General features: G+C 35.7%; 11 protein-coding genes. 4 read left to right on the top strand and 7 right to left on the bottom strand.

Going from position 1 to position 20,447, the window contains the following annotated elements; all coding sequences use genetic code 11:
* The first annotated feature begins 78 nt into the window (after positions 1 to 78).
* From Q0X14_RS15455 to Q0X14_RS15440, 4 genes are all read left to right on the top strand, one after another.
* A complete protein-coding gene (locus Q0X14_RS15455; protein ID WP_297840627.1) occupies positions 79 to 2,862 on the top strand; it encodes a glycoside hydrolase family 38 C-terminal domain-containing protein in 2,784 nt (927 codons plus the stop codon).
* 103 nt (positions 2,863 to 2,965) lie between these two features.
* Positions 2,966 to 5,371 carry a glycosyl transferase family 36 gene (locus Q0X14_RS15450; RefSeq protein ID WP_297840624.1) on the top strand — a complete coding sequence of 802 codons (2,406 nt, stop codon included), beginning with the start codon at positions 2,966 to 2,968 and terminating at the stop codon, positions 5,369 to 5,371.
* A gap of 105 nt (positions 5,372 to 5,476) precedes the next feature.
* Positions 5,477 to 7,132 (top strand): phosphodiester glycosidase family protein, encoded by a 1,656-nt coding sequence (locus Q0X14_RS15445; RefSeq protein WP_297840622.1) that lies wholly within the window; start codon positions 5,477 to 5,479, stop codon positions 7,130 to 7,132.
* A 10-nt stretch (positions 7,133 to 7,142) separates the two neighbouring features.
* Complete coding sequence (locus Q0X14_RS15440) at positions 7,143 to 8,771, top strand: membrane dipeptidase (protein WP_297840619.1); 1,629 nt, start codon at positions 7,143 to 7,145, stop codon at positions 8,769 to 8,771.
* A 46-nt stretch (positions 8,772 to 8,817) separates the two neighbouring features.
* Here Q0X14_RS15440 and Q0X14_RS15435 read toward each other — a convergent pair whose 3' ends face one another.
* From Q0X14_RS15435 to Q0X14_RS15405, 7 genes are all read right to left on the bottom strand, one after another.
* A complete protein-coding gene (locus Q0X14_RS15435; RefSeq protein ID WP_297840616.1) occupies positions 8,818 to 10,122 on the bottom strand; it encodes a T9SS type A sorting domain-containing protein in 1,305 nt (434 codons plus the stop codon).
* A 52-nt stretch (positions 10,123 to 10,174) separates the two neighbouring features.
* The gene (locus tag Q0X14_RS15430) at positions 10,175 to 11,401 is read right to left on the bottom strand and encodes an IPT/TIG domain-containing protein (protein WP_297840614.1); all 1,227 of its coding nucleotides are present in this window, start codon (positions 11,399 to 11,401) and stop codon (positions 10,175 to 10,177) included.
* Positions 11,402 to 11,421: 20 nt separating this feature from the next.
* Positions 11,422 to 12,432, bottom strand: a complete 1,011-nt coding sequence (locus tag Q0X14_RS15425; protein ID WP_297840612.1) for a PorV/PorQ family protein — start codon at positions 12,430 to 12,432, stop codon at positions 11,422 to 11,424.
* A gap of 45 nt (positions 12,433 to 12,477) precedes the next feature.
* The gene (locus Q0X14_RS15420; protein WP_297840609.1) at positions 12,478 to 13,389 is read right to left on the bottom strand and encodes a hypothetical protein; all 912 of its coding nucleotides are present in this window, start codon (positions 13,387 to 13,389) and stop codon (positions 12,478 to 12,480) included.
* A 34-nt stretch (positions 13,390 to 13,423) separates the two neighbouring features.
* Positions 13,424 to 15,499, bottom strand: a complete 2,076-nt coding sequence (locus tag Q0X14_RS15415; protein ID WP_297840606.1) for a hypothetical protein — start codon at positions 15,497 to 15,499, stop codon at positions 13,424 to 13,426.
* A gap of 28 nt (positions 15,500 to 15,527) precedes the next feature.
* Entirely contained in the window at positions 15,528 to 18,686 is a 3,159-nt protein-coding gene (locus Q0X14_RS15410) for a carboxypeptidase-like regulatory domain-containing protein (protein ID WP_297840602.1), read from the bottom strand.
* A 174-nt stretch (positions 18,687 to 18,860) separates the two neighbouring features.
* On the bottom strand, positions 18,861 to 20,327 hold the full coding sequence (locus Q0X14_RS15405) for a glycosyltransferase family 2 protein (protein ID WP_297840599.1): 1,467 nt from the start codon (positions 20,325 to 20,327) through the stop codon (positions 18,861 to 18,863).
* Positions 20,328 to 20,447 lie beyond the last annotated feature (120 nt).

Raw genomic sequence — 20,447 nt, 5'->3', positions numbered from 1 at the left:
GATTCTTCACCAGATAAATGTGGTTCAGAATGACAATAGAAAATTATAAGATTCACATTTGATAAATTTTTAAGAATTATGACAAACTATAAAGACAAAACATTTCACATAATTTCAAACACTCACTGGGATCGTGAGTGGCGTTATCCTTTTCAGCGCAACAGACAAATGCTTGTTGATATGATTGATAAAGTTCTGGAGATTCTCGAATCAAATCCTGAATACAGAGCTTTTCATCTTGATAGCCAATCAATTGTTGTGAAAGATTATCTTGAAATAAAACCACACAAAGAAAATCTGATCAGAAAATTTGTTCAGGAAAAAAGATTGTTCATTGGTCCCTGGTATGTGTTACCCGAACAATTTCAGGTTGGTGGAGAAAATCTAATCAGAAATTTGTTGATTGGTCACAAGCTTAGTAAAAAATATGGAAGAGTTTCAAAAATTGGTTACTCACCTTTTTCGTGGGGACAAATTTCACAATTACCACAAATCTATAAAGAGTTTGGTATCGAACTGATAATGTTTTATCGTGGTGTAAATTCGCTTGATTCCCCCAAAGCAGAATTTCTTTGGATTGGTGCTGATGGAACCGAAGCTATTGCTTCAAGATTTTCTACAATGCCGCGATACAATTTTTACTTTTACATTTATCGTCCCGTTGTGCATAATGAATTTCCGTTTGACATTGAATACAAGTGGTCCAATGGCGGAGTTCCATTCCACTTTGCAGATAAACTTTTAGTTGATGAAGATTATTTTATAGTTGAGCCGGTTGACGGATACTATCCGGAAAATATCGAAAAGCAAGTTAAAGCAATTATTCAGGATCAGGTGAATGATTTTACAACACCGCATATAATCTGGATGGAAGGACACGATTCAAGTGGTCCTAATGAAAAAACAGTAAGAATAATCAAAGACATAAAAAAAATATTTCCTGAGTTGAATGTTGTTCACTCAACGCTTGAGAATTATGCGAAAGCTCTTTTTGAAAGTGTTGATGTCAATTCATTGAAAAAAGTTTATGGCGAAAGAAGAAGCGCACAATTCGACAGAAGAAGCGGCAATCTTTATGGCTATACAACTTCTGCACGAATGTACTTGAAGCAAAAAAATTTCGAAGCTGAAAGATGGATTCAGTTCTATGCAGAACCGTTCAATATTTTTTCCGCACTTGTTGGCAGAGACATTAAAGATAATTACACAGAACTCGCCTGGGATTTGATTGTTCAAAACTCCGCACATGATTCAATCGGTGGATGCAGTCTCGATGAAGTACACGAAGATATGATGTACAGATACAAACACGCAATTGAAATCTCAAAAGGTGTTTTTGAAAGAGCGATTAAGTTTATCAGTAAAAACATCAATCTGAAAGTATTTAATAGTGTTTCAAGTTCAGATGCAAATTCAATTTTCTTAATTGCGTTCAATCCCACTCAGTTTGTAAGAAACGAAGTCGCAGAATGTTTTATTGATATTCCAAAAGAGTTCGACACAGGTAATTTGGTTGTCGAAGATTCTCAAAGAAATAAAATTCCATTTCAGATAATTTCAGTAAAACCTGTTCAACCGGTACTCGAGCAAATGATTGATCGTCCAATGTACTTTGATATGATTCGCTATCATTGTTTACTTTATCTGAATGAAATTCCTTCGTTTGGATATAAAGCTTTTTCGGTTAAGACGATTGAAAAGTCAAATGTCATAATTCAAAAGTCAAAAAACACCAAATCGAAAAACAATATCATTGAGAATGAATATCTGAAAGTAAAAATAAATGCAAACGGGACTTTCAATATTCTAAACAAAACAACTGGTATTGAGCACAAAAATCTCGGTTACTTTTATGATGAAGGAGAATCCGGACACGCTTGGGTAAACATTCCGACAAAACCATTTATCACTACATTAAAAAGCAAGCCACTGATAAAGCTAACTGAAAATAGTGAATTACTTTCCAAAGTAATGATTAAACACAAGCTTAATATTCCGGCAAACCTTTCAGAAAGAAAAAAGAAAAATCCTAAAACAAAAGTGCTTGATATTGAACTGACACTAACTTTAAAATCAAATTCAAAAATTCTTGAGATGAATATTGAAGTTGATAATGAATGTGAAAGTCATCGCTTGAGAATAATGTTTCCAATTGGATTGAATGCCGATTATCATTTTGCAGAAGGACAATTTGATGTTGTAAAAAGAGATGTGAAAAGAATTGATTCAAAAGATTGGATTGAGCAACCGATGTATGATTTTCCTCTTCATCATTTTATGGATGTAAGTAATGATAAAAATGGACTTGCAGTCATTGTAGATGGACTTAAAGAATATGAAGTAAAAGAAGATAACCAACGAACAATAGCAATAACTCTGTTCAGAGGTTTTGAATACATCATTCAGCCAAGCTCAAAACAGGATTATACTTTTCAGAAAGGAAGTCAATGCCTCGGAAAATCAAATTACAGATTGGCTGTTTATCCTCATAAAGGTGATTGGCAAATTGGAGAAGTTTATAGAGAAGCGCTGAACTTTAACAATCCGCTATCACTTGTTCAAACAGGAAAATCAAATGGAACATTACCGGTTGAAAATTCTTTTATTAAAATTTATCCCGAAGATTTGATATTCAGTTCATTAAAAAAATCAGAAGATGAAGATGGATTTGTGCTAAGAGTTTATAATCCTACTGAAAAGAATATCGAAGGAAGAATTGAGTTGATGAAAGAAATTAAAAAAGTTGAGCAGGTTACTTTGGAAGAAGTTTTTATCAATCACATAAGTTTGATTGATAAAAACAGTTTTAATGTTTCACTTGGTGCTAAGAAAATCGGAACATACAAATTAAAATTTACTTAGTGTTTCTTTGTGCTCTTGGTGACTCAGTGGTAAAAGAATTTCTCTGTGGCACTAAGACACTCAGTTCACGCAGATTTCACTTAGAATAAAAGGGATTATTACTATGATAAAAAATAAATATGGATTCTTTTCCAAAGATGGAAGAGAGTTTGTAATCACGAATCCAAAAACTCCAAGACCGTGGTTTAATTATATGTGGAATGAGAATTATGCCGGACTCATTTCACACACAGGCGGAGGATTCAGTTATCTTGAAACACCACGGGATAATCGTTTAACAAGAATGCGTTACAATTGTCTTCCCTGGGATCGTCCGGGAAGATATGTAATTGTCAAAGATGTTGAGTCGGGAAAATATTGGTCGTTAAGCTGGGCTCCAACAATTGATAAGAAGTATGATTTATACGAGTGTCATCACGGACAGGGATACACAACAATTATCACTGAGAAAAATAAAATAAGAGGTGAGATTACTTATTTTGTTCCGACTGATTTAAATGGTGAAATCTGGAAAGTAAAACTCACAAATCTCTCTTCCAGAAAAAGAAAACTTGAAGTTTATTCTTTCACCGAGCTATTGATGGGTAATGCATTGAATGACATTATCAATCAGCCAAATGATAAACACTTCACTGATATTCATTTCAATAAAGAACACGAAACGCTTGTTTGCACAAGAAGATATTGGGTGTTGAACAGAAAAGTTACTGTTGCGCAGCCAAACATTGACTGGCGATACAATCTTCTTTTCACAACAACTCTTCCCGTTAGTGGATTTGACGGAAGTCTTGATAATTTTATTGGCCGCTGGCGTTCAGAAGCAAATCCAATTTCTGTTGAAACAGGAAAAATGAGTAATACAGAAATCACTGCTGGCGATCCAATTGCAGCACTTCAATCAAAAATTACTCTGGATAAAAAATCCGCCATTGAATTTGCAGTGATAATGTTGGTAGTGAGCAAAGATGAAAAAAATCCATTCAAAGCTTCCCAATTAAAACAACTGAAAGAAATAAAAACTATAGACAAAAAATTTGAAGCTGTAAAAAAATATTGGGATGATTACCTGAACAATGTTAAAGTATCAACTCCGGATAATAAGTTTAATCTTATGCTTAATGTTTGGAATCAGTATCAGGCAGCAGTAACATTTGATATGGCCCGTAACTCCGGATATTATCACGGCGGTTTGTTATTCGGAACAGGAATGCGCGACCAGTTTCAGGATATATTGGGAATGGTAATAGCTCATCCTGAAAGAGTAAGGAAAAGATTGTTGAACGCATTAAGATTTCAATTCAAAGATGGTTCTACACTTCACAACTTTTTTAAGATTACTGAATGGGGTGAAAAAACAAATCACTCTGATACTCCGCTCTGGATTCCTTTTGGCATAGTTGAATATTTAAATGAAACTGCTGACTTTTCAATTCTTGATGAAGTTGTAAAATTCTATGATGAGGGTGAAGCGACAGTTTATGAACATCTCAAACGTGCTGTTGACTTTGCGATATCTTCCTGCACTGAAAGAGGTTTGCCTAAAATTATGAACGGTGATTGGAATGATACTCTTGATCACATCGGACCTAAAGGAAAAGGTGAAACAGTTTGGGGTGCATTTTTCCTCGGCTACATTTTGAAAAAATCTTTTGAGCTTCTTGAATTCAAAAATGATATTGAAACTCTGAAAAGATGGAAAGCAAAATACGAGCAACTGAGAAATGTTATAAATGATGTTTGTTGGGATGGTAAGTGGTATCTTCGGGCTTTCCGCGATGATGGAAGTGAAGTTGGTTCACAAAAACATAAACAAGGAAAAATATTTATTAACGCACAATCGTGGGCAGTTATTTCTGAATTAGCACCGAAAGAAAGAGCAAGCTCTTGTTTACAAAGTGGAAGAAAATATTTGTTAACTCCGTATGGAATGCAGATTGTCTGGCCTGCTTACAGAGAGATTGAAGATAATACAGGATTGATAAGCCGTTGTGTTCCTGGCAAAAAAGAAAATGGCGCTGTGTTTAATCACGCATCATCCTGGTTTGTTCTTGCTTCGATATTAAATGGTGATATTGAGTTTGCTTATGATGTTTACTCAAGAATGATTCCTTTAAACTCGTCGAAAAGAATTGACAGATATGAAGTTGAACCTTATGTTTATGCTGAGTATGTAACAAGTCCTGAACACGAAACTGAAAATCAGGCAAGTCACAGCTGGCTCACAGGTACTGCAGTGTGGATGTACAGAATTGGTCTTGATTATATTCTTGGATTCAGAACATCATTGAAAGGATTGACAATTGATCCACACATTCCATCAAGCTGGAAATCATTTAAAGCTGAAAGAAATTTCAGAGGAAAAAGAATTATTTTAACTGTAGAAAATCCAAACGGAAAAAATACCGGGATTCAATCAATCGAGATTAATGGAAAGTCAGTTGAATCGAATTTCATAAATCCGGATGATTATTCTGAGAAAGAACTTAATGTAAGAATTGTTCTTAAATAATTCCGTAATAATCCGTCTAATCCTTGTTCTATTGTTTTAAAGAATGGGACACTGATTAGACTGATCAGACAGATTTAAACTGATTAATATTCTTAAGGTATAAAAATGAAAAAATATATACTTGTGTCATTGCTGTTCGCATCAATAACATTCTCTCAGACAATAACCTGGACAGAAATTACATCAAACTACAATTTGCCATCAGGCATAAAAGTTTTCCAGGGCGACAGAGCAACACCGAAGCTCAAAATATTTTACATTGATGCTGATATGAATAATCCTGATTTGGTTATTCATCCCTATATCACAAGTCCTAATAAACTTGTAAAAGATTTTGTTCCGTTTGTTGGTGCATATGCCGGAGTAAACGGTGGATTCTTTGGAGGATCAACATCCTACTCAGCAGTTGTTTATCCTTATGAAGTTAAAGCACAAAATGTTGCTGCTGTTACAAGATTCAGTCAATCATATCCTGTTATCAGAAGTTTTTTTGGAATGAAAGCAGATAAAACTTTTAATGTGGAATGGATTTATCACTTCGGAAATAATGTAAATGATATTTATAAATTTTCCGCACCGATGCCTTACACAAATAATCAGCAAACACCTCTTCCTCCGCCTCAGCAATCTGCAGGAACAGTTTATTCCAATTTACTTGTTGGAATTGGTGGCGCTCCAACTTTAGTTAAAAATGGTCAGGTCAATGTTACTTATGATCAGGAAATTATGTGGGGCAGCGGAGTTGGATATGATAATCGTGATCCAAGAACTGCCGTAGGATATACAGCAAATAATCATGTTATCTTAATTGTTGCAGATGGCCGTCAGATAAACAGCGAAGGAGTTGGATTGCCTGAGCTTGCACAAATAATGATTGACCTCGGTTGTGTTGAGGCAATGAATCTTGATGGCGGAGGTTCAACACAAATGGCAATAGGAAATCAATATGTAAACAATCCGTCAGAGCAGAGAGCTGTGCCAACCATTCTGACAATTACACATAAAGATTCGCTTCATCTACCGCCAACAATTCAATTTGAAAAAATAATTGATACCAGTGACCCCGAATGCAGTTTAATTGGTAGCGGATGGTTTACCTCTGCAAATCCAGGTTATTGGGGAAATACACCGGCTTATTTAAATCCGGTTGGTGATGGAAGTGCCTATGCAGAATTCAGACCTCAATTCCCTGCTGATGCAACCTATGAAGTTTACGGTTGGTGGGTTTCTTCTTCAAATCGTTGTCAGGATACTCCATTTATAATCAGACACAAAAATGGAATTGATACAGTCAGAGTGAATCAGGTACAAAATGGTTCGATGTGGAGTTACATTGGAACATATAATTTTTCGCCTGATACTTCACAAAAAATTTTCATTTCAAATGCAGGTACTCCTGGTACATCAACCACCTATGTTGTTGCTGATGCAATAAGAATTATTTCCTACGATCCAGCAACGCCGGTTGAAGAAGAATTTAATACAATTCCATCAGAATTTATTTTATATCAGAATTATCCCAATCCGTTTAATCCAAGCACTAAAATTAGTTGGCAGTCTCCTGTTGGCAGTTGGCAAACTCTAAAGGTTTATGACATACTTGGTAATGAAGTAGCGACACTTGTAAATGAATATAAAAATCCCGGGTTTTATCAAATTGAATTTGACGCCTCAACATTTAATCTGAAAACCGGAATATATTTTTATCAGTTGAGAAGTGGTTCATTTGTAGAAACAAAAAAATTAATTCTTATAAAATGAGGAATACTAATTGAAAAAACATTTTCTATACATTCTGTTAATCACGATTTTCAATCATAATATCAGTTCTCAGATAATATCAGGAATTGTTAAGGATAAAATTTCTCTTAAAGCTCTTGCTGGTGTTAAAGTAGAGATTACAAATATCAATACCGGATTAAAAGATTCGGTTTTCACAAATTCATCAGGGCAATGGCAATTCAATCTAATAACTGATGTTGAAGATAAAATCATTCCAAACGGATTTTATGTTAGTCAAAACTTCCCTAACCCATTTAATCCTTCAACCAGAATTCAGTTTATTATTGACAAAGCAGATAATGTTGAAATTATGATTCACAATGTTCTTGGCGAGCTTGTGGATTATAAACAACAATATCTAACTTCAGGCGTTTATTCTGTTGATTACATAGCAAAAGGTGCTGCAGGAGTTTATTTCTATACCATAAAAACAGGTAACGAATCTGCAACAAGGAAAATGATTCAACTTGATGGCAGTGGTAATGGTTCGGGCTTACAATCAATTTATTCGATTGGAAATTTATCTGGCAAAACAGTGAATAAATCATTAACTAACACATATAAAATTGTTTATTCCAAAAACTCTCATCTTGCTGATTCAGTTCAGCTTTCTCTCAATGGTGGTGAAAGTCTGATGATGCTTCTTACTTCTTTTCATTCCGTGTCAACTCTTATTGATTTGCACAATGATGTTCTTGAAGTTATGGCTAATGATACTTCATATCATTTGAAACAAAGACATAACTACAATCATACTGATATTCCCCGTTTAAAAGATGGCGGAGTTGATTTACAATTTTTTTCCGTTTGGGTTTCACCAACTCAATACACAAATTATTATCAGCAAGCACAAGTGATGTTAAATATTTTTAATTCTGAGTTAAATCAGAATACAACCTCAATTTCACAGGCAAGGAACTGGTCACAGGCAGATTCGATCATTCAGCAAAATAAAATTGCTGCAGTTATTGGTGTTGAAGGAGGTCATCATATTGAAAATAGTATTGATAAGCTGGCTAATCTTTATAATGCAGGAATGCGTTATATGACCATCACCTGGAATAACAGTACTGATTGGGCAGTTTCAGCTCAGGATTCCCGCTCAACTACAGTTGGATTAAGTGATTTTGGAAGACAGGTTATTCGGTCGATGGATTCACTTGGAATTATCATTGATGTTTCACACACAGGAATAAAAACTATTCAGGATATACTTCAGGAAACACAAAATCCGATAGTCGCTACCCACTCCGGAGTACGTGCTTTAAGAAATCATTACCGGAATTTATACGATTGGCAGATTCAGGATATTGCAAACAGCGGTGGTGTGATTGGAGTTGTTTTCTATCCATATTTTCTAAATGGCTCAAGTAATGCAAACATCAATGATGTAATTGCGCATATTGACTACATTAAAAATCTTGTCGGAATTGATTATGTTGCAATCGGCTCTGACTTCGATGGAATAGAAGTAGTTCCGCTTGGACTTGAAGACACATCAAAATTTCCAAACCTCACAGAAGCACTATTTGATCACGGCTATTCAAGAGAAGAAGTAGAGAAAATTCTTTATAAGAATTTCAAAAGAGTATTTGAACAGGTCTGTGGCAATAAATAAAAAACCCCGCTTACTCAGCGGGGCTTTGCTGAAAGTAAATCTAAAATTACTTCATCAGAATCATCTTGTTAGAAATTCTTACTCCGTTTACATTCAACTGATAGAGATAAGTTCCTGAAGCAAGGTTTTGAGCATTGAAATTAACTGTATGTTGACCTGCTGACATTTCTTTATCAATCAATGTTGCTACTTCATTACCAAGCATATCATAAATCTTCAATGTGGTATAACCATTTTTAGGCAATTCAAAATTAATTGAAGTAGTTGGATTGAATGGATTAGGATAATTTTGTGAAAGCTTGTAACCTTCAACAACTGTTAATCCCTGATCGTCTACAGAAACATTTGGATTGCGGAATTTCTGTACTGCCGGGTAATCGCTAGCACCAAAGCAAGTTACATAAGCATATCTGTAATCCGGACTGAAAGCAATTCCCCTTGGTCTTTCATTCGGATTAGCAGGAGTATTAAATTGCCATTTAATACTGTCAACAATCTGACCTGTATTCATATCTCTTGCATACCAGGTTGCAACATCCCAATATGTTGTTTCGCCAGGATATCTGTTTGGCAAATCATTGTATGAACCTGAAGAAGCCCAAAGAATTTGTCTGTTTGGTGACCACGAGAAAGATTCAGAATCAAATCCTTTGAAAATAGTATCGACGACAGCAAAAGGATCAAATTCGGAAGCTCTGTTATAAACAATCACACAGTGATTAGTATAACCTGCCCAGTATATAGTGTTTCCGTCAGGTGATACTTCAAATGATCTTGAGAATCCAACTGTTGTATCAACTGCATTGCCCAAAAATGTGAAGTCAGCAGCATATTCTTTTATTGGCATTGCGCCAGGTATGACAGGGGCAGTAAATACTCTACCATCATCAGCAACACCCGGAGCGGTTAAAGTTTGGCCGGCCACTGGCTGTACTTTAGAAATTCCTTCGCCGGTCTGATAGTTAATCTTATAGAGAACATCAAAGCTTGCAACTAAAATATTACCATCAGCAGCTGTTCTTAGTCCTCTGTTTGAATTAAAGAGCGGTTCCAAAACACCATTAATAGTTACAGACCTAATCGGTGAGAATGATGCAGGAGATCCATCTGGATTAAATACATAAACTACTCTGACTGGTAAATATCTACCACTATCTGGAATAAATAAACTATCAGTTGCTCCAAATAATTGAACCCATACTTTACCATCTGGATCGACAGCTACGCCGTGACCGCCAGAGCCACCTTTAAGGTTTGTATCCGGGAAAGCCCCCTCATAAATCCAACCCTGCGAAAACGCAGCGCCGGAAAGCATTAGAACAAGAGAAAGTGTTGTGAGAAGTTTTTTCATAAAGTACTCCTTTGTTTGTTGTTAGTAATTATGTCCTTTGAGACAATTTTCTTTATTGATTATAATAATTTGCCCCAGGTTTCTGAATATCAATTTTGAGTATAGTTTGAGTTCTTATTATACTACCTGAAGTAGCATCTCTTTCAGCTTCTCTGGTAACATACAAAAAGTTTCCTGAAGGCCAATACATTGAAACAATATTTTTAGCCGGAATCACACCTTCATATAATGTCTGCGTGCTTTTATCCGGTTTAACAATTATAATCGGGTCTGTTGAGCGATCTGTTCCAAGGAATAAATCGCCATCTGCAGAGAATGTCATTGCATTAATTTTTACACCAGGAAAGTTTGCTGTCATATTGAAATATAATTCTTCTGTACCCAAATCACCATTTGCATCAATTGGAATTCTCCAGACACCTTCAACTCCTGACTTAAGTCCAGCAACATACAGATTACCATTATAAACTCTGACTGCTCTTAACTGTGCCTGAAAAGGAAATTGTGCAACGGATAAATCCTGTTTAATTCTGAAAATAAAATTATTACTTCCAACAGCCCATAAGTTTGTATTTTGATCGAAATCAAAATCAATCAGCACTGTTCCGCTTGGCGTTGCAACCCAAGGTGCATTTGGTGGAGTAACACCTGCAGTCAGTTTCCAGATTCCTCTTAAACTTTTTGAAGCATAAATCTCACCATTTGAGAATTGGCGGAGAGTATTCCACTTTGTTTCAGCTCCTTTCGGAATATATGTTTTGTTTGGGTTTGCATCTCCTGAAAATTTCCAAACGCCCTTCCCTTCAACTGAAACAACCATATTCTGAGTATTGTCGAAAGTTACTGCCCAGGGAACTTCTCCGTTGTTGGGATCGAATTTATAAACTTCAACTACTGCTGCAGTTAATTTATAAATTAGTGTATTGCTAAGATTTATTGCTCCGGCAACTTTCACTTTTACTAAAACTGTATCAGCTACAACAACAGGAGGTTTTACCTGAATTTGTGTAGTTGTGACATTCAGAATCTGACCTTTGACACCGTTGAAGTAAACTGAAGTTTCGCCAGGGATATCTGAAAAATTATTTCCGGTAATTGTTAAAACTGTAACACCGGCAAGAGCAGAACCCGGAGGATCGATGTTAGTGATTACCGGATCTTCTCTGAACTGATATTTACCGGGATCGTAAAGACTTGGTGCTGTCTCTTCAGAACAACTATAAAGAATGCTTAATCCAAGTGCTGCGATTATTAGTAATAGTTTGTATAGATTTTTCATAATTCTATCTCTTAAAATTTTTAATAACCAATGTTAACTGATACTCTGTGAACATTATCGAATATTCCAAATGGAGTGTAGGAATAATCAATTGCGAAATTAACTCCGGCTAATTCCTGTTTAAAGCCAACACCGGCGCTGAATTCCTGTTCATCAGTCGGGAAAGTGTAACCACCACGAATTGAGAAAGTATTCAGGAAAGTATATTCAGCACCAACCGAAACCTGTTCAGGATAATCTCTTGGGTGCGATGCATCAACAGAAAGCAGGAATGAATGCATACCACGATCAATTTCTGTTAAATCAATCAGATTCATTGAAAGACCAATTTTGAATGTAAGCGGAAGCTGAAATGATTCATCAATATATTTTATTTCTTTAGAAAAATTTCTGATACTCATTCCAAAATCCAAGCTTTTGAATCCTGTGTGATATAACATACCGAAATCAAAAGATAGAACTTCTGCCTTATGCTCTTTTGAAACTGCTTTACCTGTAGGATCAACTGTTACAACGGCTGTTCCCATTGATTGTCTTACGAATCTAATATTTCCACCAACAGAAAATTTCTGAGATAATGCTTTGGCGTAACCAATACCAAGAGCAACTGCTGTTGGCTTATATGTTCCGACATCAATGTAACCATCATCGTTATTGGCTACAATTGTACCATTGAATTCACCGTAATCCACAGCAACAAGCGAAAGTCCTATAACTCCATATTGTCCGTCAAAAAGATTTAATGCAGCAGTTCCGTGAATGTAGTTAATATCTGCAATCCATCTTGTGGTACCGAATGAATAATCAACTAATCTATCCATTTCAGCCATACCTGAAGGATTATAAAGCATTGAGGCTGAATTATTCTGAACGGTAGTCATAGCATCGCTTAACGCTGCAGCGCGTGGATCAAGTGAAACACTTAAAAATTTCATTCCAGTTTGAGCCAGCTTTTTTCTTTCCTGTGCATTAACATTAAGCACAGTAGTGATGATTAAGCTGACGACCATTAGTAAAATTATTTTTTTCATTTAAATACCTATAATTTTTTTTCAGATTTAAGAGTAATGAATTTTCTACTCAAGTAAATCCACTTTTATAACTGCATAACCTTGCGGTAATGTGTTGTTTGTATAATTCATATCATAAGATTTTTTATGAACTGCATTTGCCGGAATTTCAGTGCTGTAGAGAATAATGTTTGGTGCTGTTCCGTTTGGGTCACCATTTCTCCTTTCAAGACTGATATGAGCTTTAACACCTCTGAGATCAAGAGGAAATGTAAAACCAGAAGGTGCATTGTTCAGAAAATCTTCGCCGGGAAAGGGATAAGCAGCTGCTGTTCCACTAAATCCGTTAAACAAATCTGCTGCAGCAGGATTTGAAAATCTTCCTGTCGAAATGAAATTTCCATTTACTTCAATCCATCCTTCATAAATCCAACCACCGTAAAGAATTGGTAAATCAAGACCAGCAGCAGGTGTACCGGCATCGAGTGAATCAACAAACCATAATCCGCTGAAATCATTTGCAGCCGGATCGTCAGTTGGAGTATCAAGAGAATATTTGGCTCTTGCTATGGAGTACTTGTCAGCGTTTTCACTTATCCAAAGGTTAGCAGCACCTTTAGTGAATCTTCCCTGAAGTATAATTCTTGAACTCGGTCTGAAATTGGGTGCGCCAACATCAGCCTTGTTTTCTATTGTGATATAGAAAATCTGAGCGCTGTCGAGAATCTTCAAAGGTGTTTCATTATTTATATAAGATATATTTCCGTTCGCATCAGCATCTTTATCGAAAAGGTAAGTTGCAGGAATATCATCTCCATCGAACCATCCGACATAAGTAAGTGATGAGGGTAATGTTGGTAACCCGGTAAGATTCACTTCAAATGAAGAGATGTTCAATGTATCGCTATTCTCGAAATATTCGCATCCTGCAAATGAAAGAACTGCTGTTGCAATCAGTAGAGTTAATAATCTTTTCATTTGTAATGCCTTTTTTATTTTCATAAAATTTTTGTTAACGGATAATTGCGAATTTTTCAATCTTACTTTCGCCTGTATCATTATCTGTAAATACTGCGATGTAAATTCCGCTTGCAACTATCTGGTTTGATGAAGTAACATTATACCAGTAATTATCACCACTTCCCTTGTGTTCAATTGTCTTGATCAATTCACCAAGTTCTGTATAAATCTTTATAGTACAATTTGTCGGGAGATTGAAGAATGAAATTTTATCATCGTCATATCTTCCTGAATATCTGAAATCAGAATCTATAACATAAGGATTAGGAACAATTTTGATTTTTGATAAATCTTTTTCCGGAGGTCTTTTCAATGTGACCGGTTCATAAGTTTGAGTATAATATCTGCTGCTCTCAAGTTTTCCCGGAGGAGTTCCAGGTCCACCAGGTTGATCAGCACCAATAGCAGTTATATAGTAGAAATAACTGAAACCGCGAATTGCTGTTACATCATCAAAACTTCTGGCATCTGCAGGAAGCTCTGCAATCAAAGTATAATCTCTGAAGTAATCGCCAAGTGTACGATAAATTCTGAAACCTGTTGGCGGATTTGGATCAGAAGCATCAACAGACCAGGTAAGAGAAATTCTGTCACCAAGTCCCTGAACTTCAAATGTTTTGGGAGGTCTTGGCGGCTGAGGAATGTTCCAACCGGAATTGAAGTTATCAGTTGCTCGCTGGAAAGTCTGAAACAGTTTTACTCTTCCGCTGTCGATAACTATTCTGTCTTTATCAATAGCACTTATACCCCCGGTTTTAAATAATCTTCCAACTCTAATCTGCTCTGCTCTTGAGAGTCCATCAGCACCTTCAACCATAACAATTCTTACGCTTTCACCAGGACCCAGTGTATAAGGACCATAGCCGTTATTAAATGAAAACCCACCAGTATTGCCAAGGTTCGGGTTTGTTCTTTGCAGAGCGAAATCACCACTTGGCTCAACAAGGTCTGCGTGTCTCGGACTCATATGACCGGTGTTAGCCATAAACTCATATTGAGTTGTCATTCTTGCAATATTAAAAGCATTATCTCTACCGCCTAATAATTTATCATCATCAGAATCAAGATAAGAAGTGTGAGAAGGTTGAGCAGGATCATCTGATTTATCAGTTGCCGATTTATCAGCGTGTAATGTTAATACTCCAATGAATTGTGTTGCACCAAGTCTTCCAATTGTATCATCAGAAGCATTATATAATAACGCATTACTATTCAGTGCCCAGATAGGTCCACCGATATTATCATAAGAAACATCTTTTTCACCAGTGAAACCATGCCAGGAGAACTGACAACGAAATTGTTCACCGGCAGGATCTGGTTTAACTCCATCGCCTCTGGCATCGTTCATTGTATTTTTACCCCAACCTGTTGAATTACCAATTACATATCTTGTAGAAGCATTAACAGCATTTCTGTAAGTCCAGAAAACATACATATCTTTAACAGTATTGTTAGGAAGTTCGATTTCCGGGTCGCCGTCTGTGTTACCGGTATTTGTAAATGTATATTCATAAACGATGTAATTATCGTGATACTGCTGAGAGAACTGATAAATTTTTCTTTCCATTGTAACACCAAGCTGGGTGTTAACAGCATTGATAATCATTCTATCAGCTTTGAGAGTATCTTCCACTCTGTCTATGGTTACGGATTTCTCATAAGTAAGATTTCCATCAACAGTTACAATCGGAGCATCAAACTTGCTAACGAGTTCCATTTTAACAGGATAAGCAGCGTAAAACATTGGATTACGAGGTCCGATTGTTACAACTTTATAAGGAAAATTATTTCCCTGTTCATCAGTGAAATCTTTAGCACCAATCCAGAATCCTCTGGCTGCCTGCATATCCTGAGCTTTGTAAATTGCTGGCCATTGCATTCCGTACTGTTGTCTTCTGACGAATGCTTCTTCAAGCTCAGAGCCAATTTCCGAATACCAGCTATGTAAACTACCTGCTGACATCCAGACATTTGTGAATTGTGCTTTCACTTCAGTTGATGAAAGGAAAACAAACATTATGGAAATCAGTATGATTGATAGCTGTGTTGTTTGTTTTAATCTTTTCATTAGTTCCTCTATTTAAATTCTTTAACTATTATAAATCGAAATTAAATTTAATTCCGAAGAATATATTTCTTGGGTTAAGAAAAGTTGTATAATGCAAATTAGGCATATCAATGTACGCTTTGTTATCAAGCACTTCCTTTACTTTTGAATCAGGTACTTTATTCCATTTATTTCCATCCCATTGATAATAATTGCTTGTTTGTGCATCAAAATACCAGGCTCTTTTATTTGGATTCGACAGTGTAAAAACATTGTTAGCATACTCTAAAGGTTGCCATTCAACTCCTGGTTTTCTGTAATCACCCGGATTATCATCACCCGGAATATTGCCATAATTGAAATCTTTAACTTTATCTGCCGGCAGATGAAGTGATTTCATATAATCATAATAATCCTGTGCATCAACAAATCCTGCCTGATAACTCATATAACGGATATTTAATGCATTATACATATCCATAAATAATTCTACTTCAAGTCTTCCGAAATTAAATGTCTTTGATAATCTTAAATCAAGATTATAGAAATCATTCCATTGGAAATTATTTTCATAACCAGCTTGTGCTGCACCGGGACCAGTCCAACTAAAGAATGTTCCTGAACTCCAGGTTCCGAGCAAATTCAATCTCCACTTATCAAAGATTTTTACTCCGCCTAAACTCGGACCCCAATCATCAGGAGTAAAGATATCAATATTAGCACGAGCATAAGGTTGAGGAACAGGTTTATTCTGATAAAGTAGTTTTGTATCAGTTTGTCTTTGTCTGAATAATGCTGGGTCTTCATAATAAATATCAAGTCCGAAGAAACCGCTTGTTGTGACCATATAAGTATAGTTGAAAAATCCTGTTATCCATTCGCCTCTGTTCTTGCGAAGTTCAATCTCAAATCCTCTGATATCAGCATAGTTGTTCGGTTCAGGTCTGGAATAATTAACTGCACCATTTCTGCTGATATAAGTTACCAATCTTGGTTGATCGCTTATGTCTTTGTAATAACCTTTAATACTTAATAAAAACTGATCAAACATATTTTGTTCGTAACCCAACTCATAAGCAATAGTCCTTGGTAATGGATTCGAAGGATTTGCAATTCTTGTTACTTCGAATGTTGAAAGAGAGCGTCTTAACAAGAACAAGTTTTCAGGAACGGGCATTGATCTGAAATGACCATAGTTGAAATAAAGTTTGCTGTTAACTGTGATTGGGAATGCTACACCAAGTCGTGGTGAAATGTTTAATTGTTTCTCAACGCTAACTTTCTTTAACAGAGTATCCAATCCACCAGCAAATTTTCCGGAAAGAGCTTTGTTGTATGGATCATATTCATACCACTCTCCGCCCGGGTCAAGATAGTCTAATCTTATACCGAGATTTGCAATCATACCTTCAAACTCAAGTTTGTCCTGAACATAAACTCCTAATCTTTTCGGGAATGTATGCCATGCTGAAATTGAATTGCTTGAAGGCAGAGCCGGTTCAATTAAACCATAGTTAACATTGTTATCTGTATAAATAAATTCGAATCCGGTTTTTATGTAGTTATATTTATCAACCTGGCTGGCAAAATCTGTTTTTAATGTGTATGTGGCAAGTTTACTTGAATCTCTTGAGTTACTGTATCCAAGTCCCATATTCATTGCAGAACCAATTCCGGAGCTTACTCCACTAAAGTAACCAATTGGAGATTCATCGAACAGAACACCACCAATATTATAAAGTTTTCTTGTATCTCTTTTTCTTCCCGGATTTGTATCATACTTCGATGCAACACGACTTCCGAGTACTTCATAGAATGTTTGAGGACTTAAAACATGAGTAAATTTAAATCCTTGCATATTAGTTATGATCTTACTTGGAGCCCAGTAATCTGACGCATAAACTCGGGCATCAAGATAGCTTGCACCAGCTCTCACATCGATATTGCTTGCAATACCGGAAGCAGAACGGAATAAACCAGGTCCACCTGAACGACTGCTGTTTGTTCCGGTTTGCTCTCCATATAATCCTTCAACTGATAGCTTCATTCCGGTTGCAATGTCAGAAGTTAATCTAATCTGACCATTAAAATCCTGATAAGAATCTTTTGAAAGAGGAATGTAATACATTTCTCTGGTTTGTCTGTATGAAGCTAAAAACCTCAGATTACCAAGCGATTGCCCACCCGGAACCGGACCACTTACACTCATATCAACATCATAATCATGTTTATTGATATCAAGTTCTCTTCTGTGTTGCCATAAGAATAGTTGCTGAGCTGCTTCAGGTGTTAAATCATTTGTTGGGTCAGAATCACTTAACAAAGCTTCGGAAACAGCATTCCATCCACCGGGGAATTTTGCATAATTTCTTTGAGTGTATATATCCCAATTTCCATTGTTTGTTCCAGTCCATGCGACATCAGGATCAATATATGGTTTTATCCAATATGAATTTGGATCATTGACAGCTGCGCCAAAATGTTTTCTTCCTGCAGGTCTGTATCTTCCAATAAAGGAAACTGAATATTTATCTTTCTTTCCTTCTTTGGTTACAATGTTGATAAGACCTGAGCGAATGTTTCCATATTCAGCATTAAAACCACCTGTCTGAATCTGCAATTCTTCGATTGATGTAAAACTGATTCCGGTATAAGGTGTGTTATCTCTTTCATCGCGAAGTGTGATACCATTAACTACAAATGCAGTTTGATCACTTCCACCACCACGAATCGTTAAGCCCTGAACACCTGCCTGAAGTCCAATGATTCCTGTTACACTTACAACAGGTAAGCTTTTTACTTCTTCAATATTCAGGTTCACAACACTTGAAGAAACATCCTGACGAACAATCGGTTGGGTTGCAATTACCACAACTTCTTCAGTCTGTATTGCAGATGAACTAAGAGTAATATTCAATTCAGTTGTTAAATTGATATTTACTCTTACATCCTGAAAGGTTTTGGGAGAATAACCAACCATTGAAGCTCTTACTGTATAAGAGCCGGGAGGAACATTGATAATTGAATAATAACCATCAATATTCGTTGCGGCACCCATTGTCGTGCCTTCAATAATTACATTTGCACCAATAAGCTCTTCGCCTGTTTCAGCGTCACGGACATATCCGCTTATTTTTCCTGTTTGTGCAAAGGATTGAATTGTGAAGGCAGTTATAAAGAGGGTGAAGAACAGTAGAAGTTTTCTCATATCTCTGACTCCTTTGATGGAAAATTATGAAAACCTGTTACGGTATTCATATAGTTCTATCGTGAATTAATTTTTAGTCAATTGGAATTTTTGACTATTGAAAAACTAATTATTTCGCTTGCTAAAGTCAATAAATTGCATCTACAAAAGTCATTTATAAACAATATTTCGGTGTTAAATTTTAACCTTTGCAGAGTTTTTCTTTTTCCGTGCTAATAATTCGATTGTTCTGATTTTGTCTTTATAAAAATTATTTGAGTTTATTCTTGGTAAATCAAGCTTTGCATCAGTATTACCTTCCCACCTTCTGCAAAGATAAAGTGAATGATAGATTCTACCAATTTTATAATCACGACTAATTGCTAAACCAACAGCATAGTCTTCACCATAACTAACATTCGGAATTTTTATCTCACGAAGAATTGGAGTGTAAAACGCACGTGGTGCACCAAGTCCATTAATTCTTAATGCATTGTTTGCACCATTTTCATCTGTCCATTCTCTGTGATCTATTAGTCCCGGTGGTAATTCATTTAGATTAAAATCTGTAATCTGGTATGAACCTATTACCATCGCACATTTCTCTTTATGAAAAGTATCAACTATTGTCTGAAGTGTATTCTCATCTTTATAGATGTCATCGCTATCTAACTGACAAGCAAATCTTCCGCATTTTTGATGATGAACTGCTTCATTCCAGCAACCTCCGATTCCAAGATCTTTTCTTTCGGGAATAATATGAATTATTCTGTTATCTTCTTTTGCGTGTTTTGATATTACTTCGGTAGTGCCATCAGTTGAATGATTATCAACTATAATCAGATTGAATTTAAAATTTGTATTTTGTGATAAAACTGATTTGATTGCATCGCCAATTGTTTTAACTCTGTTGCGAACTGGAATTATAACACTTGCTTCAAATTCAAAATTATTTTCAAACTCAATTTGTTTTTGCTCGGGTTTTAAATACGCTCCAACAGTTTTCAAATGCTCTGTACAGGCAGCTTCCATTTCAATTTGTACTTGTCTGTTTTTCGGATCAACATAACTGAAATGTTTATCCTCTGTTCCAACTTTCTCAGCTTTTTCTACTGTGTATAAGTATTCCTGAATATGAAACAAAGAATTACTTTCTGAAATTTTTAATCGCAAATCATAAATTCCTGCGAACTTATAATCACTGTTCATTTTGCTAACTGCATTTTTGAAAGCATCTGCTCTGATGAAAAGCATCTCACCGAAATCAAAATCATCTCGTAAACTTCCTTCCTGATAATCAATTACCTGGTGAGCAATCAAAGTACCGTTTTCCGATTCATAAAAATCGGAGTAAACCAATCCGGCGTTTGTGTTTTCAGAGATCTGAATGAATCTTTCAATCATAAAATGACCAGGAAGAATTGGCTTATCACTTAAAACCAACAAAACATATTGAGTATTAAGATGTTTGGAAATTTTTTTAATTGTATCTGTTGTCTGAAAACTTTCAATTTGAATTACTTCATCAGCATTAAGTTTATCATCATCATTGGAAAGCAAAATTATTTTATCGACTAAAAGATTATTCTTTAATCTTTCGATAGTAACCTGATTTGCCTGCTTATTGCCTTTTGGAATTACTATGGTAAGTTTTTTATTCATTTAAAAGCACCTTTTAATTTCATTTCAAAAATAGAAACGAAATAATTGAAATTATATAATGATTGTTAAAAAAATTTTTAATATCTTTTCAATGCTCTTATGGGGAAGCAGATAACAATT

This window comes from Ignavibacterium sp., assembly GCF_025998815.1.
Classification (GTDB): domain Bacteria; phylum Bacteroidota; class Ignavibacteria; order Ignavibacteriales; family Ignavibacteriaceae; genus Ignavibacterium.
Note: the sequence above shows the minus strand (reverse complement) of the source record. Positions and strands in the feature narration are given on the sequence as shown.

What these genes read in the sequence shown, in the direction of transcription:
- Q0X14_RS15445 (WP_297840622.1), top strand. Translation starts at nt 5,477, where the DNA reads ATGAAAAAATATATACTTGTGTCATTGCTGTTCGCATCAATAACATTC.
- Q0X14_RS15405 (WP_297840599.1), bottom strand. Translation starts at nt 20,327, where the DNA reads ATGAATAAAAAACTTACCATAGTAATTCCAAAAGGCAATAAGCAGGCA.
- Q0X14_RS15420 (WP_297840609.1), bottom strand. Translation starts at nt 13,389, where the DNA reads ATGAAAAGATTATTAACTCTACTGATTGCAACAGCAGTTCTTTCATTT.
- Q0X14_RS15410 (WP_297840602.1), bottom strand. Translation starts at nt 18,686, where the DNA reads ATGAGAAAACTTCTACTGTTCTTCACCCTCTTTATAACTGCCTTCACA.
- Q0X14_RS15415 (WP_297840606.1), bottom strand. Translation starts at nt 15,499, where the DNA reads ATGAAAAGATTAAAACAAACAACACAGCTATCAATCATACTGATTTCC.
- Q0X14_RS15425 (WP_297840612.1), bottom strand. Translation starts at nt 12,432, where the DNA reads ATGAAAAAAATAATTTTACTAATGGTCGTCAGCTTAATCATCACTACT.
- Q0X14_RS15430 (WP_297840614.1), bottom strand. Translation starts at nt 11,401, where the DNA reads ATGAAAAATCTATACAAACTATTACTAATAATCGCAGCACTTGGATTA.
- Q0X14_RS15455 (WP_297840627.1), top strand. Translation starts at nt 79, where the DNA reads ATGACAAACTATAAAGACAAAACATTTCACATAATTTCAAACACTCAC.
- Q0X14_RS15450 (WP_297840624.1), top strand. Translation starts at nt 2,966, where the DNA reads ATGATAAAAAATAAATATGGATTCTTTTCCAAAGATGGAAGAGAGTTT.
- Q0X14_RS15435 (WP_297840616.1), bottom strand. Translation starts at nt 10,122, where the DNA reads ATGAAAAAACTTCTCACAACACTTTCTCTTGTTCTAATGCTTTCCGGC.